The following is a 20,149-nucleotide window of genomic DNA, read 5'->3' as shown; positions in this document are numbered from 1 at the left end:
AGCATGAAGACGACCACACGGGCGTGGCTGCTGGCCGCGCTGTTCCTCCTGGCCCTGCTGGCGGCGATCGTGTGGTGGCGCCAGGCGCCGGGTGACCTGCCGGCCGCCGCGGCGGCCGACGACCCGAACGCGCCGTTCGCGGTGGCCGAATGCAAGCCGCGGCTGATCGACGACCAGCCGGCGCTGGCCGTGGTGTTCACCCAGCCGCTGGACCGCAAGCAGGAGCTGGGCGAGTTCCTGCGCGTGACCGACCTCGGCCCGGCCGACGGGGCGCAGGGGGGCGAGGCGCAGGACGAGCTGGTGCAGGGCTACTGGAGCGTGGCCGACAACGCGCGCATCGCCTACTTCCCCTACACCCGGCCGCAGCGCCGCTTCCGCATCGAGGTGCGCGAGGGCCTGGTCTCCGGCGACGGCGTGACGCTGGCCCAGGGCACGCGCTGCGAGGTGGCGAGCGAGGCGATGGCGCCGGCCTGGTTCTTTGCCAGCCGCGGGGTGGTGCTGCCCACCGGCCAGAACGGCGGCCTGCCCATCGTCACGATCAACCAGCCCGAGGTGGACGTGCAGTTCCTGCGCGTCGAGCCGGCCGGCCTGCCGCGCTTCCTCGAGCGCGTCGCCGGCGGCCGGTCGGCCGGCCGGGACGACGACGCGGGCGAAGAGCTTTACTTCGAGAATCGCAGCCTGCAGGGCCGCGTGGGCGGCTGGGAGCTCGAACAGCTGCGCGGCAGCCTGCGCAGCGTCTACATGGGGCGCTTCCGCACCGACGACACGCCGAACCGCCGGCACGTCACCTTCCTGCCTGTGGAGACCCTCAAGGAGCTGCAGGAGCCCGGCGTCTATGTCGCGGTGATGTCGCAGCCGGGCCGCTTCGGCGGCGACTACCAGGCGACCTATTTCTACGTCAGCGACATCGGCCTGCACGTGCGCCGCTACGCCCAGGGGCTGGACGCGTTCGCCAGTTCGCTCAAGACCGGCCAGCCGCTGACCGGCGTCGAGTTCGAGCTGCTCGACGAGCACGCCCGCTCGCTCGGCAAGGCCGGTGCGGACGGCGAGGGCCATGTCCACTTCGCCGACGTGCCGGCGGCCGCGCGCCTGCTGGTGGCGCGCCAGGGCCGCGAGATGACGGTGATCGTGCTGCGCGCGCCCGGGCTGGACCTGTCCGAGTTCGACGTCGGTGGTCATTTGCCGAGCAACACCAAGCTGTTCGTCTACGCCGGGCGCGACCTGTATCGCCCGGGCGAGCGCTTCCAGGTCTCGGTGCTGGCGCGTGACCCGGATGGCCGGGCGACCGCGCCGCTGCCGCTGCAGGCCACGCTCAAGCGCCCGGACGGCCGCACCGTGCAGACGCTCACCTGGCGTCCGGACGAGCAGCGTCCCGGCTACTACCTGCGCAGCATCGAGCTGCCGGCCGACGCCCAGACCGGCACCTGGTGGCTGGAGCTGCGCACCGACCCGGGCGGGCCGGCGAACGGGCGCTGGAAGTTCCAGGTCGAGGAGTTCCTGCCCGAGCGCATGAAGCTGGACCTGCGCACCCCGGCCACCGTGCTGCTGCCCGGCGAGCCGTTCGAGGTCGAGGTGCAGGGCGACTACCTGTTCGGCGCGCCCGCGGCCGGCAACCGGCTGCTCGCCAGCGCGTCGATCGAGCGCCTCGCGCAGGCGCTGCCGGCGCAATGGCCGGGCTTCCTGTTCGGCGACGTGGCCGACGACCAGCGCAAGTCGCGCGAGGAGGTCGCCGACGTGGACCTGGACGAGCGCGGACACGCCCGCGTGACGCTGCCGGCCGCGCCCGAAGGCGTGGCCTCGCCGATGCGCGTGCGCGGCAGCTTCAGCCTGCTGGAGACCGGCGGCCGCCCGGTGGTGCGCTCGGTCGAGCGCACCGCCTGGCCGGCGCGCCAGATGCTCGCGGTGCGCCCGCTGTTCGACCGGCACGTCGCGCGCGAAGGCGGGCAGGCCGAATTCGAGCTGGTGCGCGTCGACACCGAAGGGAAGCCGGCGCCGGTGCAGGGCGTGAAGCTGCAGCTGGTGCGCGAGGTGCGCCAGTACTACTGGCGCTACGACGACCTGAAGGGCTGGCACTCCGGCTACACCGAAAGCGACGAGCCGGTCGAGTCGCGCACCGTGGACATCGCCGGCCGCACCGCGCTCGCCGTCCCGGTGAACTGGGGTCGCTACCGCCTGGAAGCGCATGACCCGCAGACCGGGCTCGTGCTGCGCTACCGCTTCTATGCCGGCTGGAACGCGCAGGACGCCGAGGACATCGGCAACCGGCCGGACCGCGTGCAGCTCAAGCTCGCCAGCGCGCCCCTGAAGCCCGGCGAGCCGGCACGCCTGACCATCACGCCGCCGCACGACGGCATCGCGCTGGTCACGGTCGAAGGCGACCGGCTGCTGTGGAGCAAGCGCGTCGAGGTGACGACCAAGGGCGTGACCGTCGAGGTGCCGGTCGATGCCGCCTGGGCGCGCCACGACCTGTACGCCACCGTGACCGTGTTCCGCCCCGGCAGCACCGGCGACCGCGTCACGCCCGCGCGTGCGGTCGGCCTGGTGCACCTGCCGCTGGCGCGCGACGACCGGCGCCTGAACGTCGCGATCACCGCGCCGGCCAAGGTGGAGCCCGAGCGGCGCACCACGGTGAAGGTCAAGGTCGACGGCCTGCAGGGCCAGCCTGCCTTCGTGACCCTGTCCGCGGTAGACCTGGGCATCCTCAACATCACCGGCTACCGCACGCCGGACCCGGTCGACTTCTTCTTCGGCAAGCACCGCTACGCGCCCGAGATGCTCGACATGTATGGCCGGCTGATCGAGAAGATGGAAGGGCGCCAGGCCCGGCTGGCCTACGGCGGCGACGCCAACATGCGCGGCGACACGCGCAGCCTGCCGAAGAAGGTGCAGCTGGTCGACCTGTTCAGCGGCCCGGTGGCGCTGGACGCGCAGGGCGAGGCCGAGATCCCGCTGGACATCCCGGACTTCAACGGCACGCTGCGCCTGATGGCCGTGGCCGCCGCGGCCGAGCGCTATGGCAGCGCGGAGGCGCAGATGGTGGCCGCCGCCCCGGTGGTGGCCGAACTCGCCACCCCGCGCTTCATTGCGCCGGGCGACGCCGCGACCCTGGCGCTGGACCTGACCAACCTGAGCGGCGCGGCGCAGGAACTGAAGGTGCGCCTGGAAGGCGCCGAGCCGGTGCGCATCCGCGACGGCGAGCGCGTCGTGAACCTGAAGGACCAGCAGCGCACCACCTTGCGCTTTGCCGCCGAGGCGACCGACGCCTACGGCCTGGGCCGCCTGCGCCTGACGGTGGTCTCGCCCGCCGGGGTCAGGATCGTGCGCGAATCGGTGCTGCAGGTGCAGCCGCCGGTGCCGCACGAGCGCGAGGTGCGCCGCGTGCGCCTCGAGCCCGGCCAGAGCTTCCGGCTCGAGCCGGCCTGGATCGCGCGCTACTTCCCGGCCTCGGCCGCGGCCAGCGTGACCGTGTCGGACCGCCCGCCGCTCAACATCCGCGAGCTGGTGCAGGGCCTGCTGACCTATCCCTACGGCTGCACCGAGCAGACCGTCAGCGCCGCCTATCCGCATCTCTACATCGACGAGGCGACCGCGCGCGCCTACGGCCTCAAGCCGCTGGGCCCCGAGGAGCGCACCCGCGTCGTCGAGGGCGCGGTCGGCCGGCTGGCCGGGATGCAGCGCGCCAACGGCGGCTACACGCTGTGGGGCGACGGTCCCTACGAGGCCTGGGTGTCGGCCTACGTCGCGGGCTTCCTGCAGGAGGCGCGCGAACGTGGCCATGCGGTGCCCGAGACCGTCTACCGGCGCAGCCAGGACTGGCTGCTGCAGCAGCTGCAGCAGGCGCCCAACCGCTTCCCCGAGCTGCCCGCCAGCGCGCGGCCCGACCAGCTCGGCGACGTCGACTCGCGCGAGTACACGCTGCTGCGCGACAGCCACCGGCGCTTCGCCGAGCTGGCGCACATCGGCTACGTGCTTGCGCGCGACCAGCGTGCGCCGCTGGCGATGCTGCGCTACCTGCATGACAAGGTGCGCGACCGGGCCCGCTCGCCGCTGCCACTGGTGCACCTGTCGATCGCGCTGCGCCTGATGGGCGACGAGGCGCGTGCGCAGGCGGCGCTGGAGGACGCGGTGCAGCGCCCCTACGGCCTGCAGGCCAACCTGGGCACCGAGCACCAGCCCTCGGGGCTGGAGTGGCTGGGCGACTACGGCTCGCCGGTGCGCGACCTGGCGCTGTCGTACGCGCTGCTGGCGCGCCACCAGGTCGAGCATCCGCGCCGCGAGCAGCTGCTGTTCGACGCCGCGAACCGCCTCGGCGGCCGGCGCTACCTCTCGACCCAGGAGCGCTTCGCGCTGTTCCTCGCCGCGCGCGCGGCGGGCGAGCAGGGCGGCGGCACCTGGAGCGCGCAGCTGCAGGCGGGCGAGGCGGCGCAGGCGCTGCAGTCCGCCGGCACCGAGATGCGCAGCTTCGATGCCGCCGCGGTCGCGCGCGGCGTGACGCTGACCAACACGCACGACGCGCCGCTGTACCTGGAGGTCGAGGCGAGCGGCTACCCGCAGCAGCCGCCTGCGCCGCAGGCCGACGTCATTGAGCTCAAGCGCCAGTGGTTCGAGCTGGACGGCCGGCCCTGGAACGGGCGCGCGCTCAAGGTGGGCGACATGCTGATCGTGCGCCTGCAGGCGCGCGCGCGGCACGTGCTCGAGGACGCGCTGATCGTCGACCGCATCCCGGCCGGCTTCGAGGTCGAGAACCTGAACCTCTCGCAGGGCCCCCGGGCCGAGGAGTTCATGGTCGGCGGGGTCGACGTGGCGCACGCGCTGTCCGACCACCGCATCCGGCACCGCGAGTACCGCGACGACCGTTACGTCGCCGCGGCGCGCCTGGAGCCGGACCTGCTCAACCTGTTCTACCTGGTGCGGGTCGTCACGCCGGGCCGCTACGTGGTGCCGGCCCCGTTCGCCGAGGACATGTACCGGCCCGAGCTGCGCGCGCTGGGCGCCGCGCCGGCCCCGGTCACGATCACCGACCCGCACGGCGGCAGCGCCGCGCCGGCGGAGGCCGCGGCCAGCGCGCCGCGCTGACGTGACGGGGGAGGCGGCCGTGACCCGCGGTCGGCGCCGGGAACTCGGGCTGGCAGCGCTGCTGGCGCTGCTGCTCGCGCTGGACTTGGTGTTCGCGCCGCCCATCCCCGTGCCGGACCGCGGCACCGTGGTGGTGGCGCGCGACGGCACGCCGCTGCGCACCTACCCGGGTGCCGACGGGGTGTGGCGCCAGCCAGTCACGCCCGAGGAGGTCTCGCCGCTGTACCTCGAGGCGCTGCTGCACTACGAGGACCGCTGGTTCCGCTGGCACCCGGGCGTCAACCCGGTCGCGCTGCTGCGCGCGGCCTGGCAGTGGCTCGCGCACGGGCGCGTGGTCTCGGGCGGCTCGACGCTGACCATGCAGGTGGCGCGCATCCTCGAGCCCCCGCCGGACGGCCAGACGCGCACGCTGCGCGCCAAGCTGCGCCAGATCCTGCGCGCCGTGCAGCTGGAGCTGCGCCTGAGCAAGCGCGAGATCCTCACGCTCTACCTCAACCGCGCGCCGATGGGCGGCATCGTCGAGGGCGTGGAGATGGCCAGCCGCGCCTACCTCGGCAAGTCCAGCCGGCACCTCAGCCACGCCGAGGCGGCGCTGCTGGCCGCGCTGCCGCAGGCGCCGTCGCGGCTGCGCCCGGACCGCGCCCCGCAGCGCGCCCGGGCCGCGCGCGACAAGGTGCTGGACCGCCTGCGCGCGGTGGGCGTGTGGAGCGCCCGGGACGTGGCCGATGCGCGCATGGAGATCGTCGCGGTGCAGCCGCTGCGCGCGCAGTGGATCGCGCCGCTGGCGGCCGAGCGGCTGCGCCGGCAGCAGGGCGGGCGGGCCGACCAGGCCGAGATCGCCTCCACGCTCGACGTCGAGCTGCAGTCCACCGTCGAGCGCATGCTGCTGGACCGCACCGGCGCGCTGCCGCCCAAGGTGTCGATGGCGGTGCTCGTGATGCACAACGACACCCTGGAGGTGCACGCCTACGCCGGCTCGGCCGACTTCCACGACGCGCAGCGCGCCGCCCACGTCGACATGGTGCGCGGGGTGCGCTCGCCCGGTTCCACGCTCAAGCCCTTCCTCTACGCGCTGGCGCTGGACGACGGGCTGGTGCATTCCGAGAGCCTGTTGGTCGACGCGCCGCAGTCCTTCGGCGGCTACCAGCCCGGCAACTTCCAGGCCTCGTTCAGCGGGCCGGTCAGCGTCGCCGAGGCGCTGCAGCGCTCGCTCAACGTGCCGGCGGTCGACCTGCTGGACCGCATCGGCCCGGCGCGCTTTGCCGCGGTGCTGCGCGCCGGCGGCCTGCGCCTGCGCATGCCGGCCGGCTCAGCGCCCAACCTGAGCCTCATCCTCGGCGGTGCCGGCACCACGCTGGAAGAGCTGGTCGGCGCCTACCGGGCCTTCGCGCGCGGCGGCGTGGCGGGGCGGCCGCGCCTGACGCCCGACGCGCCGCGCGTCGAGGCACCGCTGATGAGCGCCGGGGCGGCCTACATCGTGCGCGACATCCTCGAATCGGGCGGCCATCCGGACCGCCCGTCCTCCACCGCCCGCCGGCACGTGGCCTGGAAGACCGGCACCAGCTTCGGCTTCCGCGACGCCTGGGCGGTGGGCGTGACCGACGAGTACACGGTGGGGGTGTGGGTGGGGCGCCCGGACGGCACGCCCAACCCCGGCTTCTTCGGCGCCAACGTGGCCGCGCCGCTGCTGCATGACATCGTCGACGCGCTGCCGCCGGTCTCGCCCGCGGCCGCCGCGACGCGCCGCCGTCCCGACAGCGTGAGGGCGGTGACCATCTGCTGGCCGCTCGGCCTGCGTGTCGAGGCCACCGACCCGGCGCACTGCCTGGTGCGCCGCACCGGCTGGGCCTTGAACGGCGGCGTGCCGCCCACCTTGCCCGACCGCGCGCGCAGCGGCGGGCTGCTGGTCAGCCTGGCCGGCTGTGGCCGCAGCGGGCACGCGGTGCGCTGGCCCACGGCGCTGGAGCCCTGGCTGCGTGCCCCGGTGCCCGAGGGCTGCGACCGCTCGCTCGACGGCGGCACCGCGCTGCGCATCGCCGGGCTGGAGCATGGCGCGCTGCTGCGCCCGGCGCCGGGCCGGCAGCACGTCGACGTGCACCTGAGCGTGCTGGGCACCGCCAGCGCCGCGCAGCCGGTCTACTGGCTGGTCGACGGGGTGCAGCAGCGCCGTGCGTCCGCGCGCGAGGCGGTCACGCTGCAGTTCCGCAGCAACGGCCGGCACAGCATCACCGCGCTGGACGGGCAGGGGCGCTTCCACCGCATCGAGGTGGTGGTCCGGGGCGTGTGAGGGGGCGAGGACGCTGCCGTGCACGGGCACGCAGCGCAGGAGAAGAGATGGTCGGGGTGAGATGATTCGAACATCCGACCCACTGCTCCCAAAGCAGTTGCGCTACCAGGCTGCGCTACACCCCGAGGCCAAGAATTCTATCTGCGGTTTGCACCGGCACCCAAGAACGGCCTCGGGCGGGCGGCGCACCGGCGCCCGGACATCTGCGTCACGGGCGGGCAGGAGCGGAAGAGGAAAGGTGACGAGCCTTAACCCCGGCACTGGTCGCAACGGTTAGGGCTGCTTCGTTCCCGACCTGACCCGGTTGGCCGCGCTCCCATGCGGGGAGGCCCGTCAGGGACGGATTGTAGGCCACCTCGGGGAAGTCCCCGGGGCGGACGCGGCCGTTGCCCTCATGCGTCGCGCGAACTGCGGACGGGGCGGTGGATGCCGCCCCGTAGAATCGCGGCCATGAGCTACCTCGTTCTTGCCCGCAAGTACCGGCCACGCACCTTCGAGCAGATGGTCGGGCAAGAGCACGTGGTGCAGGCCCTGTCCAACGCGCTGACGCAGCAGCGCCTGCACCACGCCTACCTGTTCACCGGCACGCGCGGCGTGGGCAAGACCACGGTCTCGCGCATCCTCGCCAAGTCGCTCAACTGCCAGGGCGCGGACGGGCAGGGCGGCATCACCGCCACGCCCTGCGGCGTGTGCCAGGCCTGCCGCGACATCGACGCCGGCCGCTTCGTCGACTACGTCGAGCTGGACGCGGCCTCCAACCGCGGCGTCGAGGAGATCTCGCTGCTGCTGGACCAGGCGGCCTACAAGCCGGTCGTGGGCCGCTTCAAGGTCTACATGATCGACGAGGTCCACATGCTCTCCAACTTCGCGTTCAACGCGATGTTGAAGACGCTGGAGGAGCCGCCCGAATACCTGAAGTTCGTGCTGGCCACGACCGACCCGCAGAAGGTGCCGGTCACGGTGCTGTCGCGCTGCCTGCAGTTCAACCTGCGCCCGATGGCGCCCGAGACCGTGCTCGAGCACCTGCAGCGCGTGCTCGCGGCTGAGCAGATCGAGGCCGAGCCGGGCGCGCTGCGCCTGCTCGCGCGCGCCGCACGCGGCTCGATGCGCGACGCGCTGTCGCTGACCGACCAGGCGATCGCCTTCGGTTCCGGCGTGCTGTACGAGGAGGGCGTGCGGCGGATGCTGGGCGCGGTGGACCGCAGCCATGTCTACCGACTGATCGAGCACCTGGCCGCCGGCGACGGCGCGGCGGTGGTGGCGCTGGTGCAGGAGATGCGTGCGCAGGGCCTGTCGGCACCCGGGGCGCTGGAAGAGATGTCCAGCGTGCTGCAGCAGATGGCGGTGTTCCAGGTCGTGCCCGAGGCGGCCGACGAGAACGATCCCGACGTGCAGGTGCTGCAGCGCCTGGCGGGCCTCCTGCCGCCCGACGAGACGCAGCTGCTCTACAGCATCGCGCTGCACGGGCGCAACGAGCTGGGCCTGGCGCCCGACGAATACAGCGGCATGACCATGGTGCTGCTGCGCATGCTGGCTTTCAAGCCGGCGCAGGGCGGCGCCGGCAAGGCCGCCGCGGCCCCGCTGCAGCGTACCGTGACCGCCAGCACCCGGGTCGCCCCGCGGGCGGCCCCGCCGACGGTGGCGCGGCCTGCCGCGGCAGCGCCGCCTGCACCCGCATCCGCACGCCCCGCGCTGCGTCCCGCTGCGACGCCGGTGGCTGCCCCGCGCGCTGCGGCGCAGGCGCCGGTCGCACCGGCCCGCCCCGCGCTGCGCGAGCCCGAACCGCCGCCGCCCTGGGTCGACGCCCCGTTGCCCGACGAGGAGCCGGCCGCGCCGGCGCCTGCGCGCGCCCGGGCCGCACCGCCGGCCGAGGAGGCCGCGCCGATCCTGGTGCCGTCCTCGGCGTTGGGCGATCGCTGGCAGGAGCTGGTAGGCCAGATGTGCGAGCGCGAGCTGATCAGTGCCCTGGTGCGCGAGCTGGCCATGCAGGCGCAGCTGCTGTCGGCCGACGGGCCGGCATGGCGCCTGCGCGTCGAGCGCGAGACGCTGGCGACCGATTCGGCACGTGGCAAGCTGCAGGCGGCGCTGTCCGAGGTGCTCGGGCAGCCGCTGACGCTGGCGCTGGAGGTCGGCCCCACCGAGGACACCCCGGCGCGGCGCGAGGCGGCCCGCCGCGCGCAACGCCAGCGCGAGGCCGAACAGCTGATCCAGAACGACCCGCTGGTGGTGTCGCTGATGCAGCAGTTCAGCACCGCGCGCATCGTGCCCGGCTCGATCCGGCCGCTGTGACGATCACGACCACAACCGCAGGCACCGTCCTGCACCCGTCAAGAACCCGAGAAAGGACGACGCAATGATCAAAGGTCAACTCGCTGGCCTGATGAAGCAGGCCCAGCAGATGCAGGAAAACCTCAAGCGCGCGCAGGAGGAGCTGGCGCAGCTGGAGGTCGAGGGGCAGTCCGGTGCCGGCCTGGTCAAGGTGCTGATGACCTGCAAGCACGACGTCAAGCGCGTCACCATCGACCCCAGCCTGCTGGCGGACGACAAGGAGATGCTCGAGGACCTGGTTGCCGCGGCCTTCAACGACGCGGTGCGCCGCGCCGAGGAAGTGAGCCAGGAGAAGATGGCCAAGCTGACCGCCGGCATGCCGCTGCCGCCGGGCATGAAGTTCCCGTTCTGATCCCCCGAGCTCTTCCTTGCAGACTGCCATGAGCCGATCGGCCCTCGACGCGCTGGTGGAGGCCTTGCGCCGCCTGCCGGGCGTGGGGCCCAAGTCGGCCTCGCGCATGGCCTTCCACCTGCTGCAGCACGACCAGGAAGGCGCGCGGTTGCTGGCGCGTGCGCTCGACGCCGCGCTGGAGCGGGTGCGCCACTGCCGGCGCTGCAACACCTTCACCGAGCACGAGGTCTGCGAGACCTGCCTGGACCCGCAGCGCGACGCCACGCAGCTGTGCGTGGTGGAGACCCCGGCGGACCAGGCCGCGGTGGAGCGCACCGGCAGCTACAAGGGCCTGTACTTCGTGCTGATGGGCCGCCTCAGCCCCCTGGACGGCATCGGCCCGCGCGAGATCGCGATGCAGCGCCTGTTCGAGCGGGCCACCGACGGCCAGGTGCGCGAGGTCATCGTCGCGACCAACTTCACCGCCGAGGGCGAGGCCACCGCCCATGTGCTCGCCGAGGGCCTCAAGGCCCAGGGCCTGCGGGTGACCCGGCTGGCGCGCGGCGTGCCGGTGGGCAGCGAGCTCGAGTACGTGGACCTGGGCACCATCGCCCACGCGCTGGTCGACCGGCGCTGAGTCCCGCCCGGCCGCCGTGCGGCCGCCTTGACGCCGGGCAAGGCACCCGGGGAGTTTCCCTGCCCGGAGCGCACCGGATTGGATCGCACCGGTGCGCCGCCTACGCTCCCTCACATGGCGCGTCCCTCGCATGTCCTGTCCATCCCGCTGCAGCGCCGCGGCATGTTGCGTGCGCTGGGGGTGGCCGCGTGCGCGACGGTGGCGTCGCCCGGGCGGTGGGCCCGGCCGGCACCGAACCGGGTGCGGGTGGCGCTCGAGCGGGAAGGGTCGCTCGCGCACCTGCCGCTCATCGTCGCGCAACGGCTCGGCTATTTCCGCCAGGAAGGGCTGGACGTGGTGCTGATCGAGCTGGCCGGGGCGGCCGCGGTGTTCGAGGCCGTCCAGGCCGGCCGCGCGGAGGCCGGTTCAGGGCCGTACCTCGGCGTGCTGCAGCGGCAGCTGCGCGGCGAGGCCGTGCAGACCATCGTGCTGCAGGGGCGCGTGCCGCAGGTCGCGCTCGGGGTGTCGGTGCGGCTGCTGCCCGCGTATCGCGGCCCGGGCGACCTGCGCGGGCGGCGCATCGGCGTGCCGGCACCGGGGACGATGGGCCACGTGCTCGCGCGCCTGTGGCTGGCCCGCGAGGCGGTGGCGCCCGACGAGGTCGAATGGGTGAGCCTCGCGCCGGTGAACAGCGCCGTGCTGGCGCTGCGCTCGGGCGAGGTCGACGCGCTCAGCCATCTCGAGCCGGGCATGACGCAGCTCGAGCAGAAGGGAGAGCTGCGCACCATCGCCGACGCCCGCACGCTCAAGGGCGCGCAGCAGGTGTTCGGCGGACCTTTGCCCGGCACCTGCCTGTTCGTCCCGCAAGCGTCCGTCACGCGCCAGGGCGCGGCCTGCCAGGCGCTGGTCAACGGCGTGGCGCGGGCGCTGGCCTGGCTGCAGACGGCGCAGCCGCAGGACATCATCTCGACGGTGCCCGAGGCCTCCATGATGGGCGACCGCGCGCTGTACCTGGCCTCGTTCTACCGCCTGCGCGAGTCCTATTCGCCGGACGGGCTGCTGGGCGAGGCGGGCGGGCGCACGGCGTGGAACGTGGTGACCCTCCTGGGCGAGGGACGCGAGGCCCGGGCCGAGGAGGTGCTGGCGCGCAGCTACACCAACGAGTTCGCCGAGCGGGCGCGCACCAGGCTCAGCAAGACCTGAGCGTCCCGGCACCCGCGGATCAGTTGCGTGCGACGTTGACGCGCGACTTGGACTTGCCGTTGCCCTTGGCCGCGGTGCGGGTGCCGGCGGCCTTCTTCTTCGAGGCCGTGCGCGTGGAGGCCTTGGAGGACTTGGAGGACTTGCCGGTGCGCGCCACGGCGGTCGAGGCCTTGGCCTTGCCGGGCTTGTAGACCACCACGCGCTGGCCGGCGGCGAAGCGGGCCGAGGGGCTCACGCCGTTCCATTGCGCCAGGTCGGCCGCCCGCACGCCCACGCGGCGCGCCAGGGCGGCCACGGTTTCGCGGCCCTTGGCACGCACGACGACGCGGCGGCCGCTGCCGCCTTCGGGCACCAGCGACATCACCGCGTTGTCGGCCACCTCGGCGGACACGTCCTCGGTGTGCTTGTGCGGATGGCGCGGAACGAGCAGCGTGGAGCCGGCACGCACCATCATGCGCGGCGGGATCTTGTTGATCCGGCGCAGCTCGTCTTCGCTCATGCCGGCGCGCTTGGCGGCGTCGGCCACCTTCATCGTCGTGGGCACCACCCAGGCGGTCCAGCTGGCCAGCGGGCCTTCGTGGTCGCTCAGGTTGCGGATGAAGCGGCGCGCGTTGTCGTAGGGCAGCAGGATCTGCGGCGTGCCGGCAGCCAGGATCACCGGCTTGTTCATCTGCGGGTTGAGCGCGCGGAACTCGTCCATCGGCAGCTCGGCGAGCCGGGCGGCCAGGTCGACGTCGATGTCGCGCTGGATCGCCACCGTCAGGAAGTACGGGTGGTTCTCGATCGGGGTCAGCGCCAGGCCGTAGGCGGCCGGGTTGGCCACGATGTTCTTGATCGCCTGCAGCTTGGGGACGTAGTAGCGCGTCTCGGTCGGCATGCGCAGGCTGGCGTAGTCGGTGGGCAGGCCGGCGCGCTGGTTGCGCGCGATGGCACGCTGCACGCTGCCTTCGCCCCAGTTGTAGGCCGCCAGCGCCAGGTGCCAGTCACCGAACATGCCGTAGAGCTTGCCCAGGTAGTCCAGCGCGGCGCGCGTGGAGGCAAGCACGTCGCGGCGTTCGTCGCGGAAGATGTTCTGCGTGAGGTCGTAGTGCTTGCCGGTGGAGGGAATGAACTGCCACATGCCCGAGGCCTTCGCGACCGACATCGCCTGCGGGTTGAAGGCGCTCTCGATGAAGGGCAGCAGCGCCAGTTCGGTCGGCATGCCGCGGTATTCGACTTCCTCGACGATGTGGAACAGGTAGCGGCTGGCGCGCTCGGTCATGCGCTGCACGTAGTCCGGCCGAGAGGCGTAGTACTGCTCGCGGTTCTTCACCAGATCGCCTTCCAGGTCGGGCATCGCGAAGCCGCGGCGGATGCGCTCCCACAGGTCGTTCTGCTGCACCGCCGCGGGGTCCGGGGCCTGGCCGGGGTGGGTGGCCGATGCCGGGTTGACCTCGGGGTCCTCGACGATCACGGCCGCGTCGGCGTTGTCGTCCTGCTCCGACCCGGATTCCAGCAGGGCCATCAGGGCCGCCTCGCTGGGCACATCGGTGAGCTGGGGGGCAGGGCGGGGGGCCGCAGCGCTGGCGGCAGCCGCGGGCGTCGGGGCGCCGGCCGGCGCGGGGGCCGTGGCACAGCCGGTCGTCAGCAGGACCGCGGCGATGCCGAAGGCGGCGCCCAGGCGCATCAGCAGATGCTTCATCGGAATTCGTTCTTCCATTGTCGGAGCGCGGCCAGCACGGCGACGGGATCGTCGGCGGGCGTGCCGCGAGCGCGCAGCGTGGCCGCCACGGCGGGCTGGTCACAGCGCAGGAATGGGTTGATCTGCCGTTCCAGCCCGATGGAGCTGGGCAGCGTCGGCTCGCCGCGGGCGCGCAACGCCTCGCAGTGGGCGAGGTGGGCGGCGATCTGCGCATTGCCGGGCTCGGCGGCCTGCGCAAAGCGCAGGTTGCTCAGCGTGTACTCGTGGGCGCAGCACACGCGCGTGTCGGCCGGCAGGGCCGCCAGCTTGCCGAGCGAGGCGTGCATCTGCGCCGGCGTGCCCTCGAAGAGCCGTCCGCAGCCGGCGGAAAACAGCGTGTCGCCGCAGAAGAGCACCGGCGCGCCGTCGAGGTCCTCGCACCAGTAGGCCACGTGCCCGCCGGTGTGGCCCGGCACGTCCAGCACCTGGAAGCGCAGCCCGTTCCAGCGGGCTTCGTCACCTTCGGACACAGGCGTGCAGGGCACCGGCATGCTCTCATGGGCAGGCCCGTAGACCGGGCCATCGAGCACATCCAGCAGTTGCTGCAGTCCGCCGACGTGGTCGCCGTGGTGGTGCGTCACTAGAATGCCCGTCAATCGGAGCCCGCCAGCCTGCAGGGCGTCCGTCACTGGCGTTGCTTCTCCCGGATCGACGACGAGGGCCTGCAGGCCATCGTGGATCATCCAGACGTAGTTGTCGGTGAATGCGGGCAGGGCAACCAGTTTCATGACGCAAAGCGCGCAAATTATAAGTTTGGATGAGTGGCTGCTCACGCCGACGGGCCGGTATTTGTTGGCGTGGGAGCAACAGCAGATCGATGCGGCGGTGGGCGACGTGTTCGGATTCCATGCCGTCCAGCTGGGCCTGCCGCAGCTCGGCGGCCTGGTGCAGAACCGCATGCCGCACCGCTGGCTGGCCCTGGACCGGCCGCCGGCGGCGCCGACGGAGGCCCCTGCGCCGCCCGGCGAGGCCGCGCCGCCGCGCCCGCACGGCGTGCCCTGGGCATTGCTGACCGACTTCCACGCGTTGCCGTTCGAGACACAGAGCCTGGACCTGGTGATCCTGCCACACACGCTCGAGCTGGCCGGCGACCCGCACCAGACGCTGCGCGAGGTGGAGCGGGTGCTGGTGCCCGAGGGGCGGGTGGTGGTGGTCGGCCTCAACCCGGCGAGCCTGTGGTGGCTGCAGCACCGCCTGTCCGGGCTGTGCCGGCGCCTGGGCTTCGGCCGTGGCGTGCTGCCTGACACCGGCGACCTGATCGGCTACTGGCGGCTGTGCGACTGGCTGCGGCTGCTGAACTTCGAGATCGGCCAGGGCCGCTTCGGCTGTTACCGTCCGGCCACGCGGACCGAGCTGTGGCTGGAGCGTTTCCGCTGGATCGAGCCCTGGGGCGAGCGCTGGTGGCCGGTGCTGGGCGCGGTGTACTTCCTCACCGCGGTCAAGCGCGTGCGCGGCATGCGACTGATCGGCCCGGCCTGGAAGCGCAAGGAGGCGCGCTCGGCCCGGGTGGTGGCCGCCTCGCGCACCCAGCGGCTCGGCGGCCGCGGCGGCCATCGTGCCTGAGGGCGGTGGGCCGGCCCCAATCCGCTTCTTTTCTTCCCTGACGACAACCTGCAACCCACACGACACAGACATGGCCACAGGCATTTCGCGTCCCCAGGTGGTGATCTATACCGACGGCGCCTGCAAGGGCAATCCCGGCCCGGGCGGCTGGGGCGCCTGGTTGCGCTCCGGTTCCCACGAGAAGGAACTTTTCGGCGGCGAACCGGCGACGACCAACAATCGCATGGAACTGATGGCCGTCATCGAGGCTCTAGCCAGTCTGAAGCGCAGCTGCGACGTCCACATCTACACGGACAGCGAGTACGTCCGCAAAGGCATCACCGAGTGGATCCACGGCTGGAAAACCCGGGGCTGGAAGACGGCCGACCGCAAACCGGTGAAAAATGCGGAACTCTGGCAGCGGCTCGATGCGCTGGCATCCCTGCATCAGGTCAGCTGGCACTGGGTGAAAGGCCATGCCGGTGATCCGGGCAACGAGCGTGCGGATGCGCTGGCCAACCGGGGGGTGGCCAGCGTGGCCTGAAGGCTGCTTTCCCGAACTGCGCGAACCGCGTCGCATCCGGCCGCGGGGCGTGTGAAGAAATGTGAATCGGACGGGCCGCGAGACGTTACATTGCGCCCTGCACTCCACGACAGACACCTACATGAAGAAGTTGCACGCCACCGTTGCCGTCGTTGGTATCGCCATCGCCAGCCTTGCTGCCTACTGGTATCAGCACCGCGCCAGTCCCGCCACGCAGGCCGCCTCACAGGCGGACGCGGGCGGCGGCCGCCAGGCGACCGACGGGCCGGTGACCGTGGAGGTGGGCAAGGTCGAGCAGGCCACCCTGACCGACGCGGCGCAGGCCGTCGGGACGATCCGCTCGCGCCAGGGCATCGTCGTGCGGCCCGAGGTGGCCGGCCGGGTCGAGGCGCTCGGCTTCAAGGACGGGCAGCGGGTGCGCAAGGGCCAGCTGCTGGTGCAGCTGGACGACCGCCTGGTGCGGGCGCAGGTGCGGCAGGCGCAGGCCGAGGTCAGCATCGCGCGCGCCAACCATGAGCGCAACCGGGAGCTGCTGGCGCAGAACTTCGTCAGCCAGGCGGCGGTGGACCAGTCCGCCGCGACGCTGCAGGTCGCCGAGGCCCAGCTCGCGCTGGCCCAGGCCCAGCTGGAGCGCATGCGCATCGTCGCGCCGTTCGACGGCACCGCCGGCATCCGGCAGGTCAACGTGGGCGACTTCGTCGCCGCCGGCACCGACATCGTCAACCTCGAGGACATCAGCCGGGTCTACGTCGACTTCCGCCTGCCCGAGCGCTACCTGCCGCAGCTGCAGGTGGGCCAGACCGTGCTGGTGGCGCTGGACGCGCTGCCGCAGCGGCGCTTCCAGGGCCGCGTCGAGGCGATGGATCCGCTGGTGGATGCTTCCGGCCGCTCCGTGCTGGTGCGCGCGTCGATCGACAACGCCGAGGGCGTGCTGCGCCCGGGCATGTTCGCGCGGGTGGACACCGTGCTGGGCACCCGTGCCGAGGCGCTGATGGTGCCCGAGGAGGCCGTGCTGCCGGACGCCGGGCGCCAGTACGTGATCAAGGTGGTGCCGGGCCAGGACGCGCAGGGCCAGCCGGCGCAGGTGGCGCAGCGCAGCGAGGTGGAAACCGGCGTGCGGCGCCAGGGCAAGGTCGAGATCCTCAAGGGGGTGCAGGCCGGTGACGTCGTCGTGACCGCGGGCCACCAGCGGGTGCAGCGCGACGGCGTGCCGCTGCGCATCATCGAGCTGGGCGACCCGGGCGGCACGCCCGCCGCCTCGCAGCCGGGCGTCTCGGCCCCCGTGGGCAGCGCCGTCGAAGCCCGCGTGGCGGCCGGCCAGCCGACGCCCACGCGGGCGCGCTGACGCGAACCTGAGCGAAGGACGGCGCCATGCAACTGCCCGAGATTTCCATTCGCCGCCCGGTCTTCGCGACCGTGCTGTCGCTGCTGCTGGTCCTGGTCGGCCTGGTCAGCTTCACCCGGCTGCAGGTGCGCGAGTACCCGCGCATCGACGAGCCGGTGGTGACGGTCAGCACCACGCTGACCGGTGCCTCGGCCGAGGTGATCGAGTCGCAGGTCACCAAGCCGCTGGAGGACTCCATCGCCGGCATCGACGGGGTGGACATCATCACCTCGATCTCGCGCCAGGAGCGCAGCCAGATCACGGTGCGCTTCAAGCTCGAGAAGGACCCGGACGACGCCGCGGCCGACGTGCGCGACCGCGTCTCGCGCGTGCGCGGGCGCCTGCCGGACGAGGTCGACGAGCCGATCATCTCCAAGGTCGAGGCCGACGCCTTCCCGACCATCTGGCTGGCCTTCACCAGCACCTCGCAGTCGGTGTCGCCGCTGCAGATCACCGACATCGCCAACCGCATCATCAAGCCGCGCCTGCAGACCGTGCCGGGCGTGGCCGACGTGCTGGTGCGCGGCGAGCGCGAGTTCGCGATGCGCGTCTGGCTCGATCCGGACAAGCTCGCGGCCTACCAGGTCACGGTGCAGGACGTCGAGGACGCGCTGCGCAAGCAGAACCTGGAGGTGCCGGCCGGGCGCATCGAGGGGCAGGCGCGCGAGTTCAGCGTCACGGCGCAGACCAACCTGACCACCCCGGCGCAGTTCGAGGAGATCGCGCTGCGCCAGGTCAACGGCTACACGGTGCGGTTGCGCGACGTCGCGCGTGTCGAGGAGGCGCCCGCCAGCGAGCGCTCCAGCACGCGCCTGAACGGCACCTACTCGGTCTCGCTCGGCGTGGTGCGGCAGGCCACCGCCAACCCGCTGGAGGTGTCTGCCGGCGTGCAGGCCATGCTGCCGCGCATCCAGGAGGAACTGCCGCCGGGCATGCGCGTGCAGGTCGCCAACGACACCTCGGTGTTCATCGACCGCTCGGTGAAGTCGGTCTACTCGACCATCGTCGAGGCGGTGGTGCTGGTGGCGCTGGTGGTGTTCGTGTTCCTGCGCACGCTGCGCGCCTCCATCATCCCGCTGGTGACGATCCCGGTGAGCCTGATCGGCGCGTTCGCGCTGATGTCGGCGGCCGGCTTCACGATCAACACGCTGACGCTGCTGGCGCTGGTGCTGGCGATCGGCCTGGTGGTCGACGACGCCATCGTGGTGCTGGAGAACATCTACCGCCACATCGAGGAGGGCATGACGCCGTTCGCGGCGGCCATCCGCGGGGCCAAGGAGATCGGCTTCGCCGTGGTGGCGATGACGCTGACCCTGGTGGCGGTGTACGCGCCGCTGGCGTTCACCCCGGGGCGCACCGGCCGACTGTTCGTCGAGTTCGCGCTGACCCTGGCCGGTGCCGTGCTGGTGTCGGGCTTCGTCGCGCTGACCCTGTCGCCGATGCTGTGCTCCAAGCTGCTGCGCCACACCGCGAACCCGACCCGCTTCGACCGCTTCATGGAGCGCGGCCTGGACAAGGTGGTCGAGCTCTATGCGGGGGCGCTGGGCTGGACGCTGCAGCGCCGCTGGCTGGTGGTCGCCGTGATGCTGGCCTGCGGGGCGGGCAGCTGGGTGCTGTTCAAGAACATGCGCAGCGAGCTGGCGCCGATGGAGGACCGCGGCACCGTGCTCGTGAACGTGCGCGCCCCGGACGGCTCGACGCTCGGCTACACCGAGAAGTACATGCAGGAGATCGAGCGCATCGGCATGCAGTACCCGGAATTCGACCGGGTGTTCATCGTCGCCGGCAACCCGACCGTCACGCAGGGCGTGTCGTTCCTGCGCACGGTGGACTGGAGCGAGCGCAAGCGCACGACGATGGAGCTGGCGCAGGACCTGCAGCCGAAGATGGCCGCGCTGCCGGGCATCAATGCCTTCCCGGTGACGCCGCCGTCGCTGGGGCAGGGCATGCGCGAGCGCTCGGTCAACTTCGTGATCATGACCTCGGACAGCTACGCCAACCTGTCCCAGGTGGCGCAGCGCTTCGTCGACGAGATGAAGCGCCATGGCGGCTTCGTGCAGCCCGACACCGACCTGGAGCTGAACAAGCCCGAGATCTACATCGACGTCGACCGCGAGCGCGCCGCCGATGCCGGCGTGGCGGTCGAGCAGGTGGCGCGCACCATCGAGACCATGCTGGGCGGGCGCAAGGTCACGCGCTACAAGCGCGACGCCGAGCAGTACGACGTGATCGTGCAGACCGAGGCGAGCGGCCGCAGCCGGCCGGACGACATCGAGCGGCTGTTCGTGCGCGGGCGCGACAACCGCATGATCCCGCTGTCGTCGCTGGTGCGGGTGCGCGAGGCCGTCTCGCCGCGCGAGCTGAACCACTTCAACCAGCGCCGTTCCGTCTCGATCACGGCCAACCTGGCGCCGGGGTTCTCGCTGGGCGAGGCACTCGACTTCCTCGACGCCAAGGCGAACGAGCTGCTGCCGCAGGGCTACAGCACCGAGCTCAACGGTGTCTCGCGCGAGTTCCGCTCCTCCAGCGGCGCGCTGGGGCTGGTGTTCGTGCTGGCGCTGCTGTTCATCTTCCTGGTGCTGTCGGCGCAGTTCGAGAGCTTCGTCGATCCGTTCGTGATCATGCTGTCGGTGCCGATGTCGATGCTCGGCGCCTTGGTGGCGCTCAAGCTCACCGGCGGCACGTTGAACGTCTACTCGCAGATCGGCCTGATCACGCTGGTGGGCCTGATCACCAAGCACGGCATCCTGATCGTCGAGTTCGCCAACCAGCAGCGGCAGAAGGGCGAGGCGGTGCTGGAGGCGGTCAAGCATGCCGCGGCGCTGCGCCTGCGCCCGATCATGATGACCACCGGCGCGATGGTGCTGGGCGCGCTGCCGCTGGCGCTGGCCCACGGCGCGGGCGCGGAGAGCCGTCAGCAGATCGGCTGGGTGATCGTCGGCGGCATGACGCTGGGCACGCTGCTGACCATCTTCGTCGTGCCGACGATGTACACGCTGTTCGCGCGGCAGGCCACCCCGGGCCCGATCACCACGCCGGTCCCGCCGGCCGAGGTGGACGCCTCGGTCTGAGGCCTGCCAGGGCGGTGCCCGGCGCGCAGCTGGCTGTCGCGCCGGGC

The 20,149-nt window shown here is 72.4% G+C and carries 12 protein-coding genes, 1 tRNA gene and 1 other RNA gene; 10 read left to right on the top strand and 4 right to left on the bottom strand.

The window, feature by feature from the left end:
• Window positions 1-3 precede the first annotated feature (3 nt).
• Together IS481_RS10145 and pbpC are read left to right on the top strand one after the other, a co-directional pair.
• Window positions 4-5,076, top strand: a complete 5,073-nt coding sequence (locus IS481_RS10145) for an alpha-2-macroglobulin family protein (protein ID WP_104358940.1) — start codon at window positions 4-6, stop codon at window positions 5,074-5,076.
• A gap of 19 nt (window positions 5,077-5,095) precedes the next feature.
• Window positions 5,096-7,363: a penicillin-binding protein 1C gene (gene pbpC / locus IS481_RS10140; protein ID WP_419186838.1), complete on the top strand. Its 2,268-nt coding sequence runs from the start codon at window positions 5,096-5,098 to the stop codon at window positions 7,361-7,363.
• A 48-nt stretch (window positions 7,364-7,411) separates the two neighbouring features.
• On the opposite strand, the gene IS481_RS10135 is transcribed toward pbpC, so the two are convergent.
• Both IS481_RS10135 and ffs read right to left on the bottom strand, forming a co-directional pair.
• Window positions 7,412-7,488, bottom strand: a tRNA-Pro gene (locus IS481_RS10135).
• A 112-nt stretch (window positions 7,489-7,600) separates the two neighbouring features.
• Window positions 7,601-7,698: signal recognition particle sRNA small type (gene ffs / locus IS481_RS10130), an RNA gene on the bottom strand.
• Between the two features lie 115 nt (window positions 7,699-7,813).
• Between ffs and dnaX the strand changes: the two genes are divergently transcribed.
• From dnaX to IS481_RS10110, 4 genes are all read left to right on the top strand, one after another.
• On the top strand, window positions 7,814-9,652 hold the full coding sequence (gene dnaX / locus IS481_RS10125; RefSeq protein WP_114699314.1) for a DNA polymerase III subunit gamma/tau: 1,839 nt from the start codon (window positions 7,814-7,816) through the stop codon (window positions 9,650-9,652).
• Between the two features lie 64 nt (window positions 9,653-9,716).
• Entirely contained in the window at window positions 9,717-10,043 is a 327-nt protein-coding gene (locus tag IS481_RS10120) for a YbaB/EbfC family nucleoid-associated protein (protein ID WP_104359005.1), read from the top strand.
• A gap of 28 nt (window positions 10,044-10,071) precedes the next feature.
• The gene (recR, locus tag IS481_RS10115) at window positions 10,072-10,659 is read left to right on the top strand and encodes a recombination mediator RecR (RefSeq protein ID WP_104359004.1); all 588 of its coding nucleotides are present in this window, start codon (window positions 10,072-10,074) and stop codon (window positions 10,657-10,659) included.
• A 114-nt stretch (window positions 10,660-10,773) separates the two neighbouring features.
• Window positions 10,774-11,841 (top strand): ABC transporter substrate-binding protein, encoded by a 1,068-nt coding sequence (locus IS481_RS10110; RefSeq protein WP_104359003.1) that lies wholly within the window; start codon window positions 10,774-10,776, stop codon window positions 11,839-11,841.
• A gap of 19 nt (window positions 11,842-11,860) precedes the next feature.
• Here the strand turns inward: IS481_RS10110 and IS481_RS10105 are convergent, their stop codons facing one another.
• Window positions 11,861-13,507, bottom strand: coding sequence for a transglycosylase SLT domain-containing protein (locus IS481_RS10105; protein ID WP_104359006.1), 1,647 nt, complete (start codon window positions 13,505-13,507; stop codon window positions 11,861-11,863).
• An 11-nt stretch (window positions 13,508-13,518) separates the two neighbouring features.
• Window positions 13,519-14,289 (bottom strand): hydroxyacylglutathione hydrolase, encoded by a 771-nt coding sequence (gene gloB / locus IS481_RS10100; RefSeq protein ID WP_104359002.1) that lies wholly within the window; start codon window positions 14,287-14,289, stop codon window positions 13,519-13,521.
• A gap of 25 nt (window positions 14,290-14,314) precedes the next feature.
• On the opposite strand from gloB, the gene IS481_RS10095 reads away from it, so the two are divergent.
• The 4 genes from IS481_RS10095 (at window position 14,315) to IS481_RS10080 (ending at window position 20,102) form a co-directional block, all read left to right on the top strand.
• Window positions 14,315-15,124: a class I SAM-dependent methyltransferase gene (locus IS481_RS10095; protein WP_104359001.1), complete on the top strand. Its 810-nt coding sequence runs from the start codon at window positions 14,315-14,317 to the stop codon at window positions 15,122-15,124.
• Window positions 15,125-15,194: 70 nt separating this feature from the next.
• Window positions 15,195-15,647 (top strand): ribonuclease HI, encoded by a 453-nt coding sequence (gene rnhA / locus IS481_RS10090; RefSeq protein ID WP_104359000.1) that lies wholly within the window; start codon window positions 15,195-15,197, stop codon window positions 15,645-15,647.
• 121 nt (window positions 15,648-15,768) lie between these two features.
• Entirely contained in the window at window positions 15,769-16,992 is a 1,224-nt protein-coding gene (locus tag IS481_RS10085; RefSeq protein ID WP_104358999.1) for an efflux RND transporter periplasmic adaptor subunit, read from the top strand.
• Between the two features lie 26 nt (window positions 16,993-17,018).
• The gene (locus IS481_RS10080; RefSeq protein WP_104358998.1) at window positions 17,019-20,102 is read left to right on the top strand and encodes an efflux RND transporter permease subunit; all 3,084 of its coding nucleotides are present in this window, start codon (window positions 17,019-17,021) and stop codon (window positions 20,100-20,102) included.
• Window positions 20,103-20,149 lie beyond the last annotated feature (47 nt).

Source organism: Caldimonas thermodepolymerans (assembly GCF_015476235.1).
GTDB lineage: Bacteria > Pseudomonadota > Gammaproteobacteria > Burkholderiales > Burkholderiaceae_C > Caldimonas > Caldimonas thermodepolymerans.
This window is presented reverse-complemented; position numbering and strand designations above follow the sequence as displayed.

Bases quoted from the DNA above. Each gene is read 5' to 3' on its own strand.
- IS481_RS10145 (WP_104358940.1), top strand. From the start codon at position 4: ATGAAGACGACCACACGGGCGTGGCTGCTGGCCGCGCTGTTCCTCCTG.
- dnaX (WP_114699314.1), top strand. From the start codon at position 7,814: ATGAGCTACCTCGTTCTTGCCCGCAAGTACCGGCCACGCACCTTCGAG.
- IS481_RS10120 (WP_104359005.1), top strand. From the start codon at position 9,717: ATGATCAAAGGTCAACTCGCTGGCCTGATGAAGCAGGCCCAGCAGATG.
- recR (WP_104359004.1), top strand. From the start codon at position 10,072: ATGAGCCGATCGGCCCTCGACGCGCTGGTGGAGGCCTTGCGCCGCCTG.
- IS481_RS10110 (WP_104359003.1), top strand. From the start codon at position 10,774: ATGGCGCGTCCCTCGCATGTCCTGTCCATCCCGCTGCAGCGCCGCGGC.
- IS481_RS10105 (WP_104359006.1), bottom strand. From the start codon at position 13,507: ATGCGCCTGGGCGCCGCCTTCGGCATCGCCGCGGTCCTGCTGACGACC.
- gloB (WP_104359002.1), bottom strand. From the start codon at position 14,289: ATGAAACTGGTTGCCCTGCCCGCATTCACCGACAACTACGTCTGGATG.
- rnhA (WP_104359000.1), top strand. From the start codon at position 15,195: ATGGCCACAGGCATTTCGCGTCCCCAGGTGGTGATCTATACCGACGGC.
- IS481_RS10085 (WP_104358999.1), top strand. From the start codon at position 15,769: ATGAAGAAGTTGCACGCCACCGTTGCCGTCGTTGGTATCGCCATCGCC.
- IS481_RS10080 (WP_104358998.1), top strand. From the start codon at position 17,019: ATGCAACTGCCCGAGATTTCCATTCGCCGCCCGGTCTTCGCGACCGTG.